The 17,969-nt window shown below is 70.9% G+C and carries 14 protein-coding genes; 6 read left to right on the top strand and 8 right to left on the bottom strand.

From position 1 onward, the window contains the following. The first annotated feature begins 83 nt into the window (after positions 1 to 83). Positions 84 to 1,403: a jacalin-like lectin gene (locus P8T65_RS09940; protein WP_316725070.1), complete on the top strand. Its 1,320-nt coding sequence runs from the start codon at positions 84 to 86 to the stop codon at positions 1,401 to 1,403. 93 nt (positions 1,404 to 1,496) lie between these two features. Further along, positions 1,497 to 2,081, top strand: coding sequence for a WHG domain-containing protein (locus P8T65_RS09945; RefSeq protein ID WP_316725071.1), 585 nt, complete (start codon positions 1,497 to 1,499; stop codon positions 2,079 to 2,081). A 9-nt stretch (positions 2,082 to 2,090) separates the two neighbouring features. Here P8T65_RS09945 and P8T65_RS09950 read toward each other — a convergent pair whose 3' ends face one another. Further along, a complete protein-coding gene (locus P8T65_RS09950) occupies positions 2,091 to 3,860 on the bottom strand; it encodes a DUF2264 domain-containing protein (protein ID WP_316725072.1) in 1,770 nt (589 codons plus the stop codon). Between the two features lie 289 nt (positions 3,861 to 4,149). Then, positions 4,150 to 5,196: a rhamnogalacturonan acetylesterase gene (locus tag P8T65_RS09955; protein WP_316725073.1), complete on the bottom strand. Its 1,047-nt coding sequence runs from the start codon at positions 5,194 to 5,196 to the stop codon at positions 4,150 to 4,152. A gap of 194 nt (positions 5,197 to 5,390) precedes the next feature. Between P8T65_RS09955 and P8T65_RS09960 the strand changes: the two genes are divergently transcribed. Further along, entirely contained in the window at positions 5,391 to 7,073 is a 1,683-nt protein-coding gene (locus P8T65_RS09960) for a rhamnogalacturonan lyase B N-terminal domain-containing protein (RefSeq protein ID WP_316725074.1), read from the top strand. Between the two features lie 25 nt (positions 7,074 to 7,098). Here the strand turns inward: P8T65_RS09960 and P8T65_RS09965 are convergent, their stop codons facing one another. Together P8T65_RS09965 and P8T65_RS09970 are read right to left on the bottom strand one after the other, a co-directional pair. After that, positions 7,099 to 8,511: an RICIN domain-containing protein gene (locus P8T65_RS09965; RefSeq protein ID WP_316725075.1), complete on the bottom strand. Its 1,413-nt coding sequence runs from the start codon at positions 8,509 to 8,511 to the stop codon at positions 7,099 to 7,101. A gap of 11 nt (positions 8,512 to 8,522) precedes the next feature. After that, a complete protein-coding gene (locus P8T65_RS09970; RefSeq protein WP_316725076.1) occupies positions 8,523 to 9,608 on the bottom strand; it encodes a glycoside hydrolase family 43 protein in 1,086 nt (361 codons plus the stop codon). Positions 9,609 to 9,845: 237 nt separating this feature from the next. Between P8T65_RS09970 and P8T65_RS09975 the strand changes: the two genes are divergently transcribed. Then, a complete protein-coding gene (locus P8T65_RS09975) occupies positions 9,846 to 11,963 on the top strand; it encodes an autotransporter (protein ID WP_316725077.1) in 2,118 nt (705 codons plus the stop codon). A 15-nt stretch (positions 11,964 to 11,978) separates the two neighbouring features. Here P8T65_RS09975 and P8T65_RS09980 read toward each other — a convergent pair whose 3' ends face one another. Beyond that, positions 11,979 to 12,965 (bottom strand): DUF5937 family protein, encoded by a 987-nt coding sequence (locus tag P8T65_RS09980; RefSeq protein ID WP_316725078.1) that lies wholly within the window; start codon positions 12,963 to 12,965, stop codon positions 11,979 to 11,981. Between the two features lie 102 nt (positions 12,966 to 13,067). Here P8T65_RS09980 and P8T65_RS09985 point away from each other — a divergent pair, with 102 nt between their 5' ends. Beyond that, a complete protein-coding gene (locus tag P8T65_RS09985; protein ID WP_316725079.1) occupies positions 13,068 to 13,559 on the top strand; it encodes a peptidase inhibitor family I36 protein in 492 nt (163 codons plus the stop codon). 49 nt (positions 13,560 to 13,608) lie between these two features. Here P8T65_RS09985 and P8T65_RS09990 read toward each other — a convergent pair whose 3' ends face one another. Next, complete coding sequence (locus P8T65_RS09990) at positions 13,609 to 14,991, bottom strand: amino acid permease (protein WP_316725080.1); 1,383 nt, start codon at positions 14,989 to 14,991, stop codon at positions 13,609 to 13,611. Between the two features lie 136 nt (positions 14,992 to 15,127). On the opposite strand from P8T65_RS09990, the gene mmuM reads away from it, so the two are divergent. Then, positions 15,128 to 16,081, top strand: coding sequence for a homocysteine S-methyltransferase (gene mmuM / locus P8T65_RS09995; RefSeq protein ID WP_316725081.1), 954 nt, complete (start codon positions 15,128 to 15,130; stop codon positions 16,079 to 16,081). A 124-nt stretch (positions 16,082 to 16,205) separates the two neighbouring features. On the opposite strand, the gene P8T65_RS10000 is transcribed toward mmuM, so the two are convergent. Then, on the bottom strand, positions 16,206 to 17,018 hold the full coding sequence (locus P8T65_RS10000) for an ABC transporter permease (RefSeq protein WP_316725082.1): 813 nt from the start codon (positions 17,016 to 17,018) through the stop codon (positions 16,206 to 16,208). Then, positions 17,015 to 17,968, bottom strand: coding sequence for an ATP-binding cassette domain-containing protein (locus P8T65_RS10005; protein ID WP_316725083.1), 954 nt, complete (start codon positions 17,966 to 17,968; stop codon positions 17,015 to 17,017). The genes P8T65_RS10000 and P8T65_RS10005 overlap by 4 nt, the downstream gene beginning before the upstream one ends. Between the last annotated feature and the right edge of the window lies 1 nt (position 17,969).

A 17,969-nucleotide genomic window follows, 5' to 3' on the forward strand; every position in this document is an offset into this window, starting at 1 on the left:
ACCTTGCACGTCACACTGGTTGACATCGAACCTGAACACCGTTCATCTTCCCCTCACCCCTGCCCCGCCCTCGGAGAGTCCCCATGAGAAGACTGATCGGCACCCTCGCGGCCGCCGCGCTCGCCGTCACCGGCCTCGCGACCACCGGCGCGACCCCCGCCGCGGCCGCCACCACCGGCACGTTCAACGTGCTCACCTACAACGTCGCGGGCCTCCCGGAGGGGCTGAGCTCCGGCAAGCCGGCGACGAACACCCCGCTGATCTCCCCGCGCCTCGGGGCGTACGACATCGTCAACGTGCAGGAGGACTTCAACTACCACGCGGCGCTGTACGCGGGCGACGACCACCCGTACCGCACCGCCACGAGTGGCGGCGTGCCCTTCGGCGACGGTCTCAACACGCTGTCGGACTACGCGTTCGAGGACTTCCAGCGCGTGAAGTGGAACAACTGCACCGGCACCAACTGCCTGACCCCGAAGGGCTTCTCGCTGGCCCGGGTCCGGCTCGCCGAAGGCGTGTTCGTCGACCTCTACAACGTGCACACCAACGCCGACTCCGACGACGCGGCCCTCGCCGCCCGCCGCGCCAACGTCACCCAGCTCTCCGAGTTCATCAAGGCGAACTCGGCGGGCAACGCGGTGATCGTGATGGGCGACACCAACACCCGCTACACGCGCACCGGCGACAACATCCGCTCCCTCGTGTCGGAGAACGGACTCACGGACCCGTGGGTGCAGCTGGTCAAGGGCGGTGTCGCCCCCGCTCTGGGCGCCGACGCGCTGGTCTGCCCGACGACCGCCCCCACCAACGACTGCGAGGTCGTCGACAAGGTCTTCTACCGGGACAGCAACGTGGTCGACCTGACCGCCACCCGCTACAACAACGACTGGGCCAAGTTCCTCGACTCCGCGGGCGCCAACCTCTCCGACCACTTCCCGCACGCGGTCGACTTCTCCTGGACCGTCAACTCCAGGCTCCGGGCCAGCGACTTCTTCGGCGGCCCGCACGGCACCGCGTACAACGACGCCGACAACCTCCCGTCGACCCTCTCGCCCCGCACCCTGACACTGCGCGGCGCCTCCCGCCTCGACGCGGTCTCGCTCACGCACGACGGCGGTACGACGCTGACCCACGGCGGCACCGGCGGCACGGCGACCTCACTCACCCTGGCCTCCGGCGAGCACCTCACCTCCGTGAAGCTGACACAGGGCCAGAAGAACGGCCGCACCCGGATCTTCTCCGCCTCCTTCGGCACCGACAAGGGCCGCACCCTCGCCGCCGGCACGGCCACCTCGGCCACGAAGACCTTCACGGCCCCGTCCGGCTGGCAGATCGTGGGCTTCACCGGCCGCGCGGGCGACGAGATCGACAAGCTGGGCGTCCTGTACGCGCCGATCGGCTGACCTGCGCTCCAGCCGTCGCACGGCCCTCCAGACCCTTGATCGGCGGGCGGTAGCCTTGGCGTTCCGGGTCCCCGAGGTGAAGAGGTGGTCTCCATGGCCCGTGCCGGGCTCACCGTCGACCGGGTCGTGGAGGCCGCGGCCGATCTCGCGGACGAGATCGGGTTCGAGAAGGTGACCCTGTCCGCCCTGGCGCGGCACTTCGGGGTGAAGGACGCGAGTCTGTACTCGCACGTCAAGAACCTCCAGGACCTGCGGACTCGGGTCGCCCTGCTGGCCGGCGGCGAGATGATCGACCGGATCGCCGAGGCCGTGGCCGGGCGCGCGGGCAGGGATGCGCTGGCCGCCTTCGCCGGGGCCTACCGGGAGTACGCCCTCGACCACCCCGGCCGGTACGCGGCCACACAGCTCCCCGTCGACCAGGTCCTCGTCACCGACTCCCCCGCCCTGCGCCGCACCGCCGAGATCACCTACGGCATGCTCCGCGCCTACGGCCTCGACGAACCCGACCTGACCGACGCCGTACGCCTGCTGCGCAGCACCTTCCACGGCTACTGCGCCCTGGAGGCCGGCGGCGGTTTCGGCGCGGCACGGGACGTGGGCCTGTCCTGGGACAAGGCCGTGGAGGCGTTGCACGTGGCCCTGACCCACTGGCCCGGGGACGACCGGGAACGGGCGTAGCCCGACCTCTCAACGGGGCTTCACCGACCACGAAGACTCTGAGGTTCGCCCGTCCGACGCCCCAGCCGCGCGGTCGAACCGGAACGCCGCCCGCTCGCCGTCGGCCCACGTCACGACCACGTCGTGCGGCCCCTCCACCGCCACGGACACCAGGTCCGTGAACGGCAGGGGGTCGGGGTCGGCGGTGAGCCGGGCGAGAGCGACGAGGAGGGTGGGGTCCTCCGTCGTCCGGCCGGCATGTCCGGACCCGTCCGCCTCCTCCAGGCTCAGGCCGTGCACGGGCGCGAGTTCGGCCCGTACGCCCTTCGCCGCCGCCCAGCCCGTGACCCGCACCGGGGTGCCGGGTGCCGCGCCGCTCACCAGATGGGCACGCACCTCGACCGCGCCCCGGGCCACGACGAGGCTGGTGACCCGCACACCGCTGTCGCCGACCGCGTGCCGGGACGCGGCCCACCCCCGCCCCACGCCCAGCGGCTCGATGTCGACACGTCCGGCGTCGCCGTCGACGATCACGCTGTTGTCGTACGTCCCAGCCGGCTGCGCCGGGGGCACGGGCTCCGTCACGGTCGAGTACGCGAGGCGGGTGTAGAAGGGGTCGTAGCGGACGTCCTCGCTGCCGTGGTTGTGGAGGCGGACCAGGCCGTCCGAACGTGTGGACTGCAGCAGCCAGTTGGGCGGGCCCACGGGGCGCAGCTCGTCCTCGCGCTCCACGGGGCCCGGTTCCTCGGTCGCCGTCCATACCTCGTGGTCCGGCGGCAGGAGCAGGCCGAGGAAGCCCTTGCTGGCCCAGTACGGGGACGCCGGTCCCGAATAGCCTTGCAGGACAGCGGGGTTAGGGCCGTGCCAGCCCAGGGACAGCAGGCCCCGGTCGTCCACGGCGCCCCGGTCGAGGAAGTACTTCAGCGCGCCCGAGGCCAGCCGCCGTGTCTCGCCGGGCGACAGGGGCGTGCGGCCGGTGAGGGCGCCCAGCCAGAGCGGGACGGTCGTCGCGAAGCGGTAGGTGAGGGAACGGCCCTGGTGGAGCGGGGCGCCGTCGCCGCCGAACAGGCGGGCGTAGTCGCCGAGATGGGCAGCGAGGCGGTCGCCGTAGCGGGCGAGGAGGTGGTCGTCGTTGGCGAGCCAGGCGTGCAGCACCGGGTAGAGGTGCATGGCCCAGCCGTTGTAGTAGTCGAACTTGCGGCCGTCGCCGTCGGTGTACCAGCCCTCGCCGAGGTACCACTGCTCGATCCGGTCGAGGCGCTGCTCGACGACCCGGCGGGACAGCTCCGGTTCGTACCCGACCTCTTCGAGGAAACCGCCGACGGTCACCGGGAACAACTCCCAGTTGCAGGGCCAGGGTTCGGCGGTGAGCGCGTCGCCGAGCCAGGCCGCCGCGCGCCGGCGGACGCCGTCGTCGAGGCGGTCCCAGAGTTCCTCGCGTGTCACGCGCAGCGCGAAGGCGATCGACGCGGCCTCGACGAGGGGCTGGCCCCGGTCCTCGATGCGCGGCCAGACGCCCGAGACGCCCGCGGCCAGGCCGTCGGCGTAGCGGGCGAGCGCGGTCTCGTCCCGGCGGAAGGCTGCGAGCAGGAGGGTGCGGGCGTAGCCCTCCAGGCCGTCGGAGAGCCGGCCGGACCAGCTGGTGCGGTCGCCGGGCAGGTGGTAGAGGGCGCCGTCGGCCGTCGCGTACGGCTCCACGGCGGCCAGCAGTGAGTCGGCCGCCGCCTCCCAGTGGGCTCGGGTGTAGCCGGTGTACGGGCTGAGGGTGCGGTCGTCGTGGGGCTGCTGCGGGGAGGGCATGCGCTGCGCTTTCTGCTGTGGGCCGGGGGCGCCTGATAGCTCGGGAGTACGGGTGCGTGGGGCGGGTGCGGGTCGGTCGGGCTTCTCGCGCAGTTCCCCGCGCCCCTGAAGAGCGTGGGCTGCGCCCTGTGCTTTTCAGGCCCGCAGGGGCCTGGTCCTTCAGAGGCCGCGGGGAACTGTGCGAGCAAACCCGACGACCCGCACCCGACCACGCACCCCACGCTCCCCACACCCACCCACCCCCCAGACCTGGGGCGCCCCGGTTCCGGTCGGGACGCCCCAGGCGTCTCTACCCCACCCTGGTCCGCCCCTCGGGCACCAGCCCCTGGGCGACGAGTCCGTCACGGACCAGGCCGGCGTAGACCGTCGCCCCGTGCACGGACGTGTGGGTGTTGTCCCGCTTCTCGTTGTACAGGTACAGCGCCTTGGACCCTTCCGTCCCCAGCGACTCCACGAGCGCCTTCGTGGCGGCGGTGAGGTCGATCAGCGGCACACCGCCCGCCGCGGCGACCTCGCGCGTGACTGCCGGATGGTCGACGCCGAGGCCGTTGACCAGCAGGGCGGTGCCGTTGTTCAGCGTGCCGTCGGTGTTGAACCAGCGGCGGACGATCGGGGTGACCAGGACCGGCCGGCCGCCCTTCTCGCGGACGCCCGCGACCAGGGTCTCCAGGTTGGCCCGGTAGGTCGCCCCGTCGGTCTGCTTGTCGTTGTGGGCCAGCTGGATCAGGACCAGGTCGCCCCGGCGGATCTGCGGCTGGACGGTGGCCCAGAGCCGGGAGTCGGCGAGGTAGGACACCGTGCTCTCGCCGGAGTCGGCGTAGTTGGCGACCGAGACGCCCTTGCGCAGGTACTGCGGGAGCTGCTGGCCCCAGCCGGAGTAGGGGTCGCCGGGCTGGTCGCAGACCGTGGAGTCGCCGACGAGGAAGATCTGGCGAGCGCGCTTGGCCGGGGTCACCCGGATGTCGGCCAGCGCGGGCGCCGTACCGCCGATGACGAGGTCGAGGCCGGGGGTGCCGTCAGGGCCCGTGGGCTCGCCCTCGGGGGTGCGGACCTCCACGGTGAAGCTGCGGGAGACGGGCTCGCCGGCCTCCGTGGCCGTCTCGGCGAGCAGCGTGCGGCGGGTCTCGCCGGTGACCTTCGTGCTCGCCGCGCTCTGCCCGCCGAGGCGGACCGTCACGTCGTACGTGCCGGCCGGGACGTCGAAGTGGCAGGCGTTCGCGGCGCAGTTCTCCAGGCCCGGTGCGGGGCGGCCCCGGTGCGCCTCGGCCGGTGCGGCCGCCAGGACGGTGCCCAGGGTCGCGGCCGCCGTCAGCGCGGCGACGGTGAAACGTCTCATTGCGGCTCCTCGAAGGGGTGACATGACCCGGCGGCTGGACGCTACATCGTTTGGCAAGCGCTTTCTAGGTATCCGGCCACTTTCACTAGATTGTCAACTTCCCCAATGTGAAAGCCCTTTCGCGAAAACGATTCAACTGTCACCCTTCCGAATCACCCGCACTCCCCCCACGCACCTCCGAGGAGGCACCCCCCATGTCCGGATCCCCCGACCGCACGACGCTCGGCCGACGCGGCTTCGTCGTCGGTACCGCAGCCACCGCCGCCGGCGTCACGCTCGCCGGGCCGCTGGCCGGCACCGCCCGCGCGGCGGCCTTCGGTTACACCGACGACGGCACCAACTATGTGATCGACACCGGCGCGAACCTCGTGTTCAAGGTCAGGAAGAGCAACGGCGACCTGTCGTCGCTGGTCTACCGGGGCGTGGAGTACCAGGGCTACGGCGGCATGAACTCGCACATCGAGTCCGGCCTCGGCGCCTCCACCGTCACCATCAGGCAGTCCGGCTCGACGATCCTCGTCTCCGTCGCCTACGGCACTCTGAGGCACTACTACGTGGCCCGCAGCGGCGAGAACAACGTGTACCTGTGGACCAACAAGGCCGACACCTCGGTCTCCGCGACCCGCTTCATCGTGCGTGTGAAGGCGGGCCTGTTCCTCAACGACCAGCCCGACTCCTACACCTACGCGCGCACCACCATCGAGGCCTCGGACGTGTTCAGGAAGTCCGACGGCCAGACCCGCTCGAAGCACTTCTCCAGACTGCGGGTCATGGACTACGACTACGTCGGCTGGTCGGCGAACGGCGTCGGCCTGTGGATGGTCCGCAGCAACCACGAGAAGGCCTCCGGCGGCCCCTTCTACCGCTCGCTGCTGCGCCACCAGAGCGCGGACGGCGGCGGCCTCTACGAGATCCTGTACTACGGCCAGAACCAGACCGAGGAGCAGCGGTTCGGCCTCCAGGGTCCGTACGTCATCGCCTTCACGGACGGCGGGGCGCCCTCCTCGTCGCTGTTCCCGGGCACCCTGACCACCTCGTGGGCGGACTCGCTCGGCCTGTCCGGGTACGTCTCTGCGAGCGGGCGGGGCCGCGTGGCGGGCGTCGGCATCACCGGCCGGAACACGGCGTACGCGTACACGGTGGGGCTCGCCAACTCGGCGGCCCAGTACTGGGGTTCGGCCCGCGCGTCGGACGGCTACTACTCCATCCCCGGGGTGCTCCCGGGGACGTACACCCTCACGGTCTTCAAGGGTGAACTGGCGGTGTACACGACCTCGGTGACGGTCACGGCAGGCGGTACGACGACGCTGAACTCGATCGCGATCCCGTCCACCAACGACCCGTCGAACGCGTCCGCGATCTGGCGGATCAACGACTGGAACGGCACGCCGAGCGGCTTCAAGAACGCCGACCTGATGACGTACGCGCACCCGTCGGACACCCGGGCCGCCGCCTGGACCGGCAACGTGGTGATCGGCAGCGGGACCGAGACCTCGGCCTTCCCCTGCTACCTCTGGAAGGACGTGAACAGCGGACTCCTCGTCTACTTCCGGCTGACCGCGGCGCAGGCCGCAGCCGCCCACACCCTGCGCATCGGGGTGACGACGGCTTACGCCAACGGTCGGCCGCAGGTCGTCGTGAACGACACCTGGACCTCGGCGATCCCCTCGCCGCCCACCCAGCCGAACACCCGCTCCCTGACGAACGGGTCCTACCGGGGCAACAACCACACGTTCACCTACAGCGTGCCGGCGTCCGCCTGGCTGACGGACACGAGTCGGTACAACGTGCTGCGGATCAACGTGGTGAGCGGTTCGGGGACGACCTCCTACCTCAGTGCGGGCACGGCGATCGACGCGATCGACCTGCTGAGCTGACCGTTTCCACAGAACTGACGTATCGTCATGTTCTCCGCGTCCACTGCTGGTTGGTGCCCCCGTTGCACGTGTACGTGATGACGGCGGCGCCGTCCGCGGTGGACGCGCCGTTGACGTCCAGGCACTCGCCGGTCGCGCGGGACTTGACGTTCACGTAGGAGCCGGTGGTGGTGAGCGAGAACTGCTGGGCGGTGTTCGAGGAGTCGCAGTTCTCCAGGGTGACCGTGTTGGCGTTCTCCTGCAAGCACAGGGAGCTGTGCCGGGTCGTCAGCTGGTAGTAGCCGCTGCCGACGGACTTGAACCAGTACTTCTGGTTGGTGCCGCCGTTGCAGGTGTACTGCTTGATCTGGGCCCCCGGCCACTGCGACTGGCTGGTGACGTCGGCGCACTTGGACGAGTGGCGGGCGATCAGCGTGTTGTACGTGGCGCTCGTGCCGCTGATCGTGCCGGTGGCCGTGTCGACGGTGAGCTCCGGCGACCAGGACATGGACATCGTGGTCGAGGTCGGGAAGGTCAGCGGCAGCCAGACGTAGCGGGAGTCGTTGACCGTGCCGCCGAAGGAGTTGCCCCAGCGGTCGCCCAGGTAGAGGTACGAGGTGGTCGAGGTGCCCTGCACGGGCAGCACGTACGCGGTCTGCGAGCCGAAGGTCGTGGAGTCGCCGACGTTGGCCATGGCGGTCCAGGGGCCCGCGATGCTGGTGGCGGTGGCGTACTGCTGCTGGTTGGGGTTCCAGCCCGTGGCGCCCGACGTGAGCATGAAGTAGACACCATAGCGCTTGAACAGGGCGGGGGCCTCGCGGTGGCCGCCGTGCCAGGGGTCGGCGACGAGGGCGGCGATGCCGGTGTAGTCGGCGGTGAGCCGGTAGATCTGGAGGTCGTAGTTCTCGCGGGCGGCGGAGATCATGTAGCCGGTGCCGTCGGTGTCCACGAAGGTGGTGATGTCACGGGACATGTGGGTGCCGAGCGGGCGGAAGCTGCCCTGCCAGGTGTAGTTGCCGTCGACGGTGTCGGAGACGGCGACGGCCGCGCGGGCCTCGCTGTAGTCGACGCCGTTCTCCTTGTGCATCCACATCACGTACTTGCCGGTGGCCGCGTTGTACATGACCTTCGGCCGCTCGATGTTGGCGGTTGCCAGCTCGGGGTCGGTGGCCTCGGACAGGACGTGGTTGCGGAACTCCCAGGTCTTGAGGTCCGTGGAGCGATAGGCCGAGACGTACCGGAAGGTGTTGTCGGTGTTGCGGTTCTCGCCGAACCAGTAGTAGTACGAGCCGACCTTGATGACTCCGCCGCCGTGGGCGTGCAGGGGGTTGCCCGAGGTGTCCCTGAACTGGGTGCCGTTGGGGACGGTCTGCGGTGCCGCCTGGGCGGGGCCGGCGGTCACGAGGGCGCCGGCCAGCGCCAGACAGAGCGCGAGGAGCATCGCGTACGCACGTCTCATCTCAGCTCTCCTTACCGGGTGTTCGGGGTGGGTGAGTCGGCCACGGGGACGCCGAAGTCGGGGGTGCCGTCGGGCTTCCAGCCGAGGCGCTGGGTCCGGGTGTGCCGGTTGGGGTCGTTGAGCGGGTCACCGACGATGTCCTTGTACTGGCGTGCGTGGTAGACGAGGACGTCGGTGCGGCCGTCCTCGGCGACGGTGAAGCTGTTGTGGCCCGGCCCGTACTGCTGCGTGGTGTCGCTACTGGTGAAGACCGGTGTGGGGGACTTCGACCAGTTGGCGGGGTTCATGAGGTCGGCGTCCGCGTCGACGGTGAGCAGGCCCATGCAGTAGTTCGCGTCGGTCGCGCTCGCCGAGTAGGTCATGAAGAGCCGGCCGTTGCGCTTGATGACCGACGGACCCTCGTTGACCTTGAAGCCGATGACCTCCCAGTCCAACTCCGGTGTGGTCAGGCGCACCTGAGGTCCGGTCAGCGTCAGCGGGTCGGCCATCCTCGACAGCCAGACCGCCGTGTTGTTGTTCATCCCGGGCTCGTGCTGCGCCCACGCGAGATAGCGGGAGCCCCGGTGGGTGAAGGTGGTGGCGTCCAGGGAGAAGGTCTCCCAGGCCGTCTTCAGCTGCCCGCGCTCGACCCAGGTGCCCTTGAAGGGGTTCGGGTGGGAGTTCTCCAGCACCCAGATGCGGATCGCCCAGATGTCCTCGGCGGGCGCGGAGGCGAAGTAGATGTACCACTTGCCGTCGACGCGGTGGATCTCGGGCGCCCAGATGTGCGCGCCCATCACGCCCGTGGCGTGCTTGCGCCAGATCACGGACTCGGCGGCCGTCGACAGACCGCGCAGGGTGCGGGACCTGCGCAGGATGATCCGGTCGTACTCGGGAGCGGTCGCCGTGAAGTAGTAGAAGCCGTCGGTGTGCCGGTTGATGTGCGGGTCGGCGCGGTTGCGGACCAGCGGGTTGACGTACGGCGGCGCTGCCGCGTGCCGGGAACCGGCCGCGTGGGCGTCGGTCGTGGGCACCGCCGTGAGGGCGCCGACGGCCAGGGCGCCCTTCAGGAGCAGTCGGCGGTTCGGGGGTTCGGGAACGGTGTGGTCGCGGCCCATGGGGCTGTGGCTTCCTCTCGGAGGGGGGAACAAAAGGAAACAGAAATGTTCGACATATCGCACAAGATCTTTCATTCCGAACGCCGAAAAGGTAAAGGCGTGTTACGGGGAGGTCAACGGGTTGCGCGAGACCAACACAGGCTCACAGGAACGGAACCGGGGGATGGCGGGATTCTTGTTCGAGGTTTCTCTTCGAGATTTCTGTTATCGGCGCGGGCCCCGGACCGTCCCCATGACGTGCGCACCCATATCCACAAGACAGCGTCGGCCGCCGGAGCCCTGGCGGTCACCGCCCTGCTGCTCGGCGCCCCGACGGCGACCGCCGCCGGCCCGCGCGACGCGACCGCCGACGTCCTGGCCGGGCGGGACGTCACACTCGCCGGGGACACGGTGGTCACCGTGCCGTCCGGGACGACCACGTACGAGGGGGTGTTCAGCGGCACCGGCACCCTCACCGTGCGCGGCACCGGGACGCTGGTCCTCACCCGGGACAGCGACTTCACCCTGCCGAAGTCCCGGCAGCGGCAGCGCGTGCGCGTCCTCGGCGGCAACCACCCGTACGTCACCGTCACCCACCCGGATCCGCCCGCCGTGACCGTCGCGAAGGGCGCGACCCTGCAGTACGGCAACAGCGGCTCGACCGGGGTGATCGGCCACTACCCGTACGGCACCCCGGCGTTCCGGCTCAACCAGAACAACATCCGGGTCGACGGCACCCTGCGGCTCGCCCTGAAGGACGTCGCATACAACCTGGGCACCATCAGCGGCTCGGGCCTGGTCAGCCAGCCGAGGTTCCTCTGGGCCACCTGGGACCTGTCGGGCACCCACCCCTTCACCGGGGTCATCGACAACGGCACCCAGGTGAACGCCGGACGCCCCGAGTTCGCGACCTCGCTGCCGAACGCCCGCAAGGTCCTCAACCAGGGCACCTGGACCGTGGACACCCCACTGGGCCGGACCGTCACCCAGCAGATGGACTTCTACCAGCGCGAGTACGGCAGCGACATCAACGTCCAGTCCCGGCCGGGCAGCAAGGTGGTCCTCACCGGCCAGTACAGCTGGTCGGACCGGGGCGGCGACACCAACCCCTCGCTCAGCGACCCCGCCCTGAACTGGACGCCCGCGCGCAAGAACGTCAACAAGCGCGGCACCAACATCAAGGGCGCGAACGTCCAGTGGGGCGACGGCACGACGAACAAGATCTTCATGCCGGGCACCGCCGAGACGGTCTACATCAACCTCCTCGCCGCCCGGTCCCGTTCGCTGCTCACCTTCGACTACAACGGGCCGGTCACCCTGGGCGCCCCCATCGGCGGCGGCGTGTTCCACGACACGCTCTCCGCTCCCGGCGCCGGGGACATCGTCATCAAGGGGACGAAGGGCAACGACGTCACCTTCGCCGCCGTGCAGTACTACAACGGCTCCACCACGGTCGAGAAGGGCGCGGTGCTGCGGCTGGGCAGCGGCAGGTCGGGCGGCGACGGCGGGCTCTACACCAAGGGCGACCTGTACAAGGTGGTCAACAACGGTCGGCTGGTGGTCCGGAACGTCTCCAAGCCCGTAACGCTGCCCAAGGTGAGCGGCAGCGGCTCGCTCACCCAGTCGGGCGCCGCGACGACGACCCTGACGGGCGGCGGGGTGACGTACACCGGGAGGACGACCGTCACCAAGGGCACGCTCGCGCTCCGCTCGGGAGCGACCCTGGCGCGCAGCGAGGCGATACGGCTCACGACGCCCGGGGCGAAGCTCGACGTGGGCACGGCCGGCCTGCGGGTGACCCGTTCGCTGTCGGGCAAGGGCACGGTGAAGGGCTCGGTGACCAACGCGGGCGCCGTCGTGGCCGGCCTCACGGTGACCGGGGGCTACACCCAGACCGAGCAGGGCGAACTGGTGCTGCGCGAGAAGCCGTTGAAGGTGAACGGGGCGGTGAGGCTCGCCGGTGGGCTGGACTTCGCGGCCCTGGGCGCGGTCGGCGGCCCCGGAGAGAAGATCACCGTGATCAACCGCACGGGCAAGGGCAAGAACGTCGGTACGTTCACCGGTCTGCGCGAGGGCGCCGAGGTGAAGCTGGCCGACAGCACCTACCGGATCGGGTACAAGGGCGGTGACGGGAACGACGTCGTCCTCACTCGGGTGAAGGGCAGCCCGTCGCCGTCCGTGAAGGCCGCCGACGCGGGCTCCGGCTCCGAGGCGCGGGACCCCCGTACACAGAACGCGAGCGCCTCCGCCGACAGCGGCTTCGGCTGGTGGCCGTACGCCCTCGCCCTCGGCGGTCTCGTCGGGCTGCTGGTGCCGGTGGCCAGGCGCCGCGGGAGCAACCGGCGCCGGGGCGGGCGGCACGCGGCCACCGGCTGAGCCCGGCGGCTGTCCTCAGCCGTCCTGCCGGGGCTTCTGCTCCAGCAGGGCGGCTCCGAGTGGGGTCAGGGTGTGCAGGACCGTGTTGGCGTGGCGGTGACTGGCCATCAGGCCGGCTTCGCGCAGGACGGCGGTGTGGTGACTCGCCGTCGTGGGGGTCACACCGGCCCGGCGGGCGGCCTCCGTGGTGGTGCAGCCGGTCGCGCCGGCCCGCAGGATGGCGGCGCGGGTGGTGCCGAGCAGGGCGTTCAGCGGCGGCGAGCCGACGGAACGGGTCGTCGCCGGCTGGTGGTGCAGGGGGTAGAGCAGCACGGGCGGGAGCCCGGGGTCGGCCAGAGCGATGGGCGCGTGCCAGCAGAAGTGGGAGGGGATCAGCAGCAGCCCCCGCCCCGCGAGGAGCACGTCGCGGTGGTCCGGGTACGGGTCGATCTCCAGGACCGGCGGCCGCCAGCGGATCGTGGGGCCCAGCTGGTCGAGCATCCCCTCGGTCCCCGCGTGGAACAGGGTGCGTGTGTGCCGGGCGCGTTCGGCCCGCAGCCGTTGCTCGATGTGCTCCTCGTGCGGGGCGATCACGGCACGGTGGTAGGCGCGCAGGGCGTCCACGAGTTGTTGCCGCATGCCCCGCTCGCCGAGCCGGCGGGTCCACGCCGGGGCGCCGACGGCCCGGTGGAGCAGCTCGACCTCGCCGTCCACCCTCTCGTCCGGGGTCGCCAGGACGGCTTCCAGCCCGGCGTCCAGCCCCTGCGTGCCCTCCGGCGGAGTCAGGAAGTCGGGGAAGTATCCGGCACGCGGGAAGAGCGGCAGCAGGAAGCTCTTCACGGTCCGGTCGAGCCCGGCCTGACGCAGCGCGGCCCGGGCGTCACGGAACCAGGAGGCGTAGGCCCAGCGGCCTTCGCGCGTCTGGAGCCGGTGCAGGCTGACGGCTATCTCCCAGAGCGCGTGGGGCTCGGTCGCCACGCGCACCTTGGTGAGGTCTTCGGGTCCGAAGTGAAAGCGGAGCATCCCGTTCCCCATGGTCGTCAGACTCCGACCTGCGTGTTTGCACTCCCCTCACATGAGCATGACAGCGACGCGTGGGGCGGGAAACATGAATTCCCGCCAGCCGTGCCCACCGGCACGATCCAGCAGGAGAAGGGACCGGGGATGTCCTCGCACCAGCAGGAGAATGACCGGAAGTCCAGCCGCCGCCCCCGCCGCGTCCGCCGGGGCATCGCCACGGCGGCCCTCGCTCTCGTCACGGCCGCCGTCGGGCTCGTCGCCCCGAACTCCGCCAGTGCCGCACCGCTGGCCTTCGAGTGCGACAGCGGAGACGTGTGTGTCTGGAACGCCACCAACGGAACGGGCAACCGGTGTTCGTGGACCAACGCCGACCCGGACTGGTGGAGTGGTTCCGTGCAGTGCTCGTGGTCCGACACCCAGAACGTCAGGTCCGGTATCAACCGCGGCACGTCGTCCGCGTACAGGGCGGTCGCCTTCTACTCCGGCGCCAACTACACCGGCACCCTCGTCGGTTGCCTTCGGCAGAACGGCGAGCGGGACGGACAGGCCAACGTCAGGGTGCGCTCGCACAAGTGGGTGGCCTCCGCCACCTGCTGACCCACGCCTGACCCACGCCTGACGCGGGGCGGCTCGGGGGGGGCCGAACCTAGATCTCGCCTTCGACCCCCTCCTGCCGCCCCCGCAGCCACACGTACACCGGGATGCCCGCGAAGAGGAACAGCGCGCCCTGGTAGACGGCCGCGTAGCCGGCGCCGGCGATCAGCCAGAAGGAGAAGGCGAAGGAGAGGGCGGCGACGATCAGGTCGCGGGCCAGGCCGGCGGGGCGGACCCGCTCCCGCGTGCCGCGCGCCAGCCAGTACAACTGGGCGGCGGCGGAGAGCAGATAGGGGACGCAGCCGGTGAACGTGGTGATGAGGACGAGGACACGGAACGCGGTGTCCGGGTCGTCCGCGTAGTTGACGACGATGAGCAGCGTGCCGAGGACGGCGGTGGCGAGGACGCCGAAGCCGGGGACACCGCCCTTGCCGACCCGGGCGAACGGCTTCGGGAAGAGGCCGTCACGGGCGGCGGCGTAGGGCATCTGGGCGCTGAGCAGGACCCAGCCGTTGAGGCAGCCCACGATCGAGGTCACGGCGACCAGCGCGATCACCGTGCCGCCCCAACTGCCGCCCGCCATCGAGTTCACGGCGTCGGCGAAGGGCGCCCCGGACTCGACCAGTTCCTCGTGCGGGACCAGTCCGAACACGGCGACCGTACCGAGGATGTAGACCACGGCGGAGGCGAGGGTGCCGAGAACGCTGGCGCGGCCCACGGTGCGTTCGGGGTCCTTGACCTCGCCGGCACTGACGGCGGCCGACTCCACGCCCAGGAAGCTGTAGAGGAGGAGCGCGGCCGCGCCGGCGACCGCGCCGGGGGCGCTCTCGTCGGAGGCGTTGAACGGACCGAAGTTGTCGGTGTCGACGAAGAACAGGCCGACGGTGGCCACCAGCAGCAACGGCACGAACTTCAGCACGGTGGAGACGATCTGCACGGCGCCCACATAGCGGGTGCCCGCGAAGTTCGCGGCGGCCGGCAGCCACAGGGCGGCCAGGGCCACCAGCGCCAGGACCGCCTTGCTGTCGCCCAGCGGTATCAGCACGTCGACGTAGCCGACGACACCGACGGCGAGCGCGGCGATGCTGACCCAGCACATCGTCCAGTACGACCAGGCCGACAGGAAGCCCGCGAAGGGGCCGAAGGCGTCGCGCGGGTAGACGTAGAGGCCGCCGGTGACCGGGCTGCGGCGGGCCAGCCTGCCGAAGAGCAGCGCCAGCAGGACGGCGGCCACGGAGAGGATGACGAAGGCGAGCAGGCTGACCGTGCCGTACGGGGCGACGGCGGCGGGGAGGGTGAAGATGCCGCCGCCGATGATGTTGCCCATGACGAGGGCGGTGGCGGCGGCGAGCCCGAACTTGCGGCCCGGGGCGGTCGCGCCGGGGGTCGAGGTCGGTTCGGGCTCGGTGGCCTCGGGGGTGCTGGTCGTGGTCATGGCGGTTCCCGGGGGATGGGGCGGGGTGGGGACGGGGAGGGCGTGATCGTACCGCCGTGGTCCACATGGTGGTCAATCTGTTCATGTATTGGACACACTCGGGGGCAGTCCAGGCACCTCGACTACCGTCGACGGCATGACCAGCAACGCACCCGGCAGCTTCGCCCACGTCCCCGGTCCCCGCGTCGGCGCCTTCGCCTCGGCCCTCGCCGCCGACGTCCTCGTCCTGGACGGCGGCATGTCCAACCAGTTGGAGTCGGCCGGGCACGACCTGAGCGACGCGCTGTGGTCGGCGCGGCTGCTCGCGGAGCGGCCGGAGGCGATCACCGAGGCCCACCTCGCCTACTTCGAGGCAGGCGCGAGCGTCGCGATCACCTCCAGCTACCAGGCCACCTTCGAGGGTTTCGCGGGGCGTGGCATCGGACGCGAGCGGGCTGCCGAACTCATGGAACTGAGCGTCGAGTTGGCCGTGGACGCGGCGGTGGAGGCCCAGGCGCGGGGCATCACGCGCCCGCTCCTGACGGCCGCCTCGGTCGGCCCGTACGGGGCCATGCTGGCGGACGGCTCCGAGTACCGGGGACGGTACGGGCTGAGCGTGGCCGAGCTGGAGCGGTTCCACCGGCCCCGGCTGGAGGCGCTGGCCGCCGCCCACCCTGACGTCCTCGCGCTGGAGACGATCCCGGACTCCGACGAGGCCGAGGCGCTGCTGCGGGCGGTCCGGGGTCTGGACGTGCCCGCCTGGCTGTCGTACACCGTCGCCGGTGACCGCACCCGCGCCGGTCAGCCGCTGGAGGAGGCCTTCGCGCTCGCCGCCGACGCCGAGGAGATCGTCGCCGTGGGCGTGAACTGCTGCTCGCCCGACGATGTGGACGGCGCGATCGAGACGGCCGCGCGGGTCACCGGCAAGCCGGTGGTGGTGTACCCGAACAGCGGCGAGACCTGGGACGCGTCGGCCAGGGCCTGGACCGGGCGGTCGACGTTCACGACCGAGCAGGTGGAGGCGTGGCGGGCGGCCGGGGCCCGGCTGATCGGCGGGTGCTGCCGGGTGGGTCCCGAGGCGATCGCGACCATCGCGAAGTCCCTGGGCTGACCGGCCGGGGCGTCCGCCGTGCGTGGCCGCGTGCGGGTGTGTGGGGGTGTGTGGGGGTGTGTGGGGGTTGAACGCGCAGTTCCCCGCGCCCCTTACGGGGCGCGGGGCGGGCGGGCTCCGGGGTCTACTTCGCCTCGCTGTCGTACTTCGAGGTCGACCAGAAGTAGCCGAGAACCGCGAGGCCCAGGCACCAGGCCACGGCGAGCCAGCCGTTGTGGCCGATCTCGGTGCCGAGGAGCAGTCCGCGCAGGGTCTCGATGGCGGGGGTGAAGGGCTGGTACTCGGCGATGGGCCGGAACCAGCCCGGCATCGTGTCGGCCGGGATGAACGCGCTGGAGATCAGCGGCAGCAGGACCAGCGGCTGCGCGCTGTTGGCGGCCGCCTCTGCGTTCGGGCTGGACAGACCCATACCGACCGCGATCCAGGTGAGCGCCAGGGAGAACAGCGCGAGCAGCCCGAACGCCGCCAGCCACTCCAGGACGGAGGCGTCCGCGGAACGGAAGCCGATGGCGACACCCACGCCACCGACGAGCACCACACTGGCGACGCACTGCAGCACGCTGCCGGCGACATGCCCGACGAGGACGGAACCGCGGTGGATCGCCATGGTGCGGAAGCGGGCGATGATGCCCTCGTTCATGTCGGTGGCGACCGACACCGCGGTCCCGACGACGGTGCCGCCGATGGTCATCATCAGGATGCCCGGGACGATGTAGGCGATGTAGTCGGAGCGGTCGCTGCCGCCGATGCCCGCGCTCATCACGTCGCCGAAGATGTAGACGAAGAGGAGCAGCAGCATGATCGGGGTCAGCAGCAGGTTGAGCGTGAGGGAGGGGTAGCGCCGCGCGTGCAGGAGGTTGCGGCGCAGCATCGTCGAGGAGTCACGGACGGCGAGGGCGACGGGGTTCGGGCGGGCGGGGGCCAGGGGGGCGCTCATCGGACGGTCTCCTTGGACTGGTTCTGCGGGGTGGGGACGTCGGTGCCGGTCAGGGCGAAGAACACGTCGTCGAGGTCGGGGGTGTGCACGGTGAGTTCGTCGGCCTCGACGCCTGCGGCGTCCAACCGGTCGAGCACGGCTCGCAGTTCGCGCTGGGTGCCGCCGCTGGGGAGCTGCAGGGCGAGGGCCTCGTCGTCCCGGGTGACCTCGCGCAGCGTGGAGGCGGCGGAGCGGTAGGCGGCCGGGTCGGTGAAGCGGAGGCGGACGTGGCCCCCGGGTATCTGCCGCTTCAGTTCGTCGGCGGTGCCCTCGGCCACGATCCGGCCGCCGTTCAACACCGCGATGCGGTCGGCGAGTTCGTCGGCCTCCTCCAGGTACTGGGTGGTGAGGAAGACGGTGACGCCGTCGGAGACCAACTCGCGGATGATCTGCCACATGTTGTGGCGGCTGCGTGGGTCGAGGCCGGTGGTCGGCTCGTCGAGGAAGATGATTCGCGGGCCGCCGACCAGGGTCATGGCGATGTCGAGCCGGCGCTTCATGCCGCCCGAGTAGGTGGAGGCGGGCTTGCGCGCGGCCTCGGTGAGGTCGAAGCGCTCCAGCAGATCGGCGGCGACCCGGCGTCCCTCCTTCCTTGACAGGTGGTGCAGGTCCGCCATGAGGAGCATGTTCTCCTCACCGGTGATCAGCCCGTCGACGGCGGAGAACTGTCCGGTCACCCCGATCACGGAGCGGATGGCCTGGGGGTGCTGGTGGCCGCCGACCCGGATCTCGCCGGCGTCCGGGGTGACGAGCGTGGAGAGGATCTTGACGGCCGTGGTCTTGCCGGCGCCGTTCGGGCCGAGCAGGGAGAAGATCGTTCCCTCGGGGACGGTCAGGTCGACACCGTCGAGGACGGTCTTCTCGCCGTACGCCTTGCGCAGCCCGTGTGCCGCGATGGCCTGGTTCGTCATG

The sequence above is a fragment of the Streptomyces sp. 11x1 genome (assembly GCF_032598905.1).
In the GTDB taxonomy this organism is placed as follows: Bacteria; Actinomycetota; Actinomycetes; order Streptomycetales; family Streptomycetaceae; genus Streptomyces.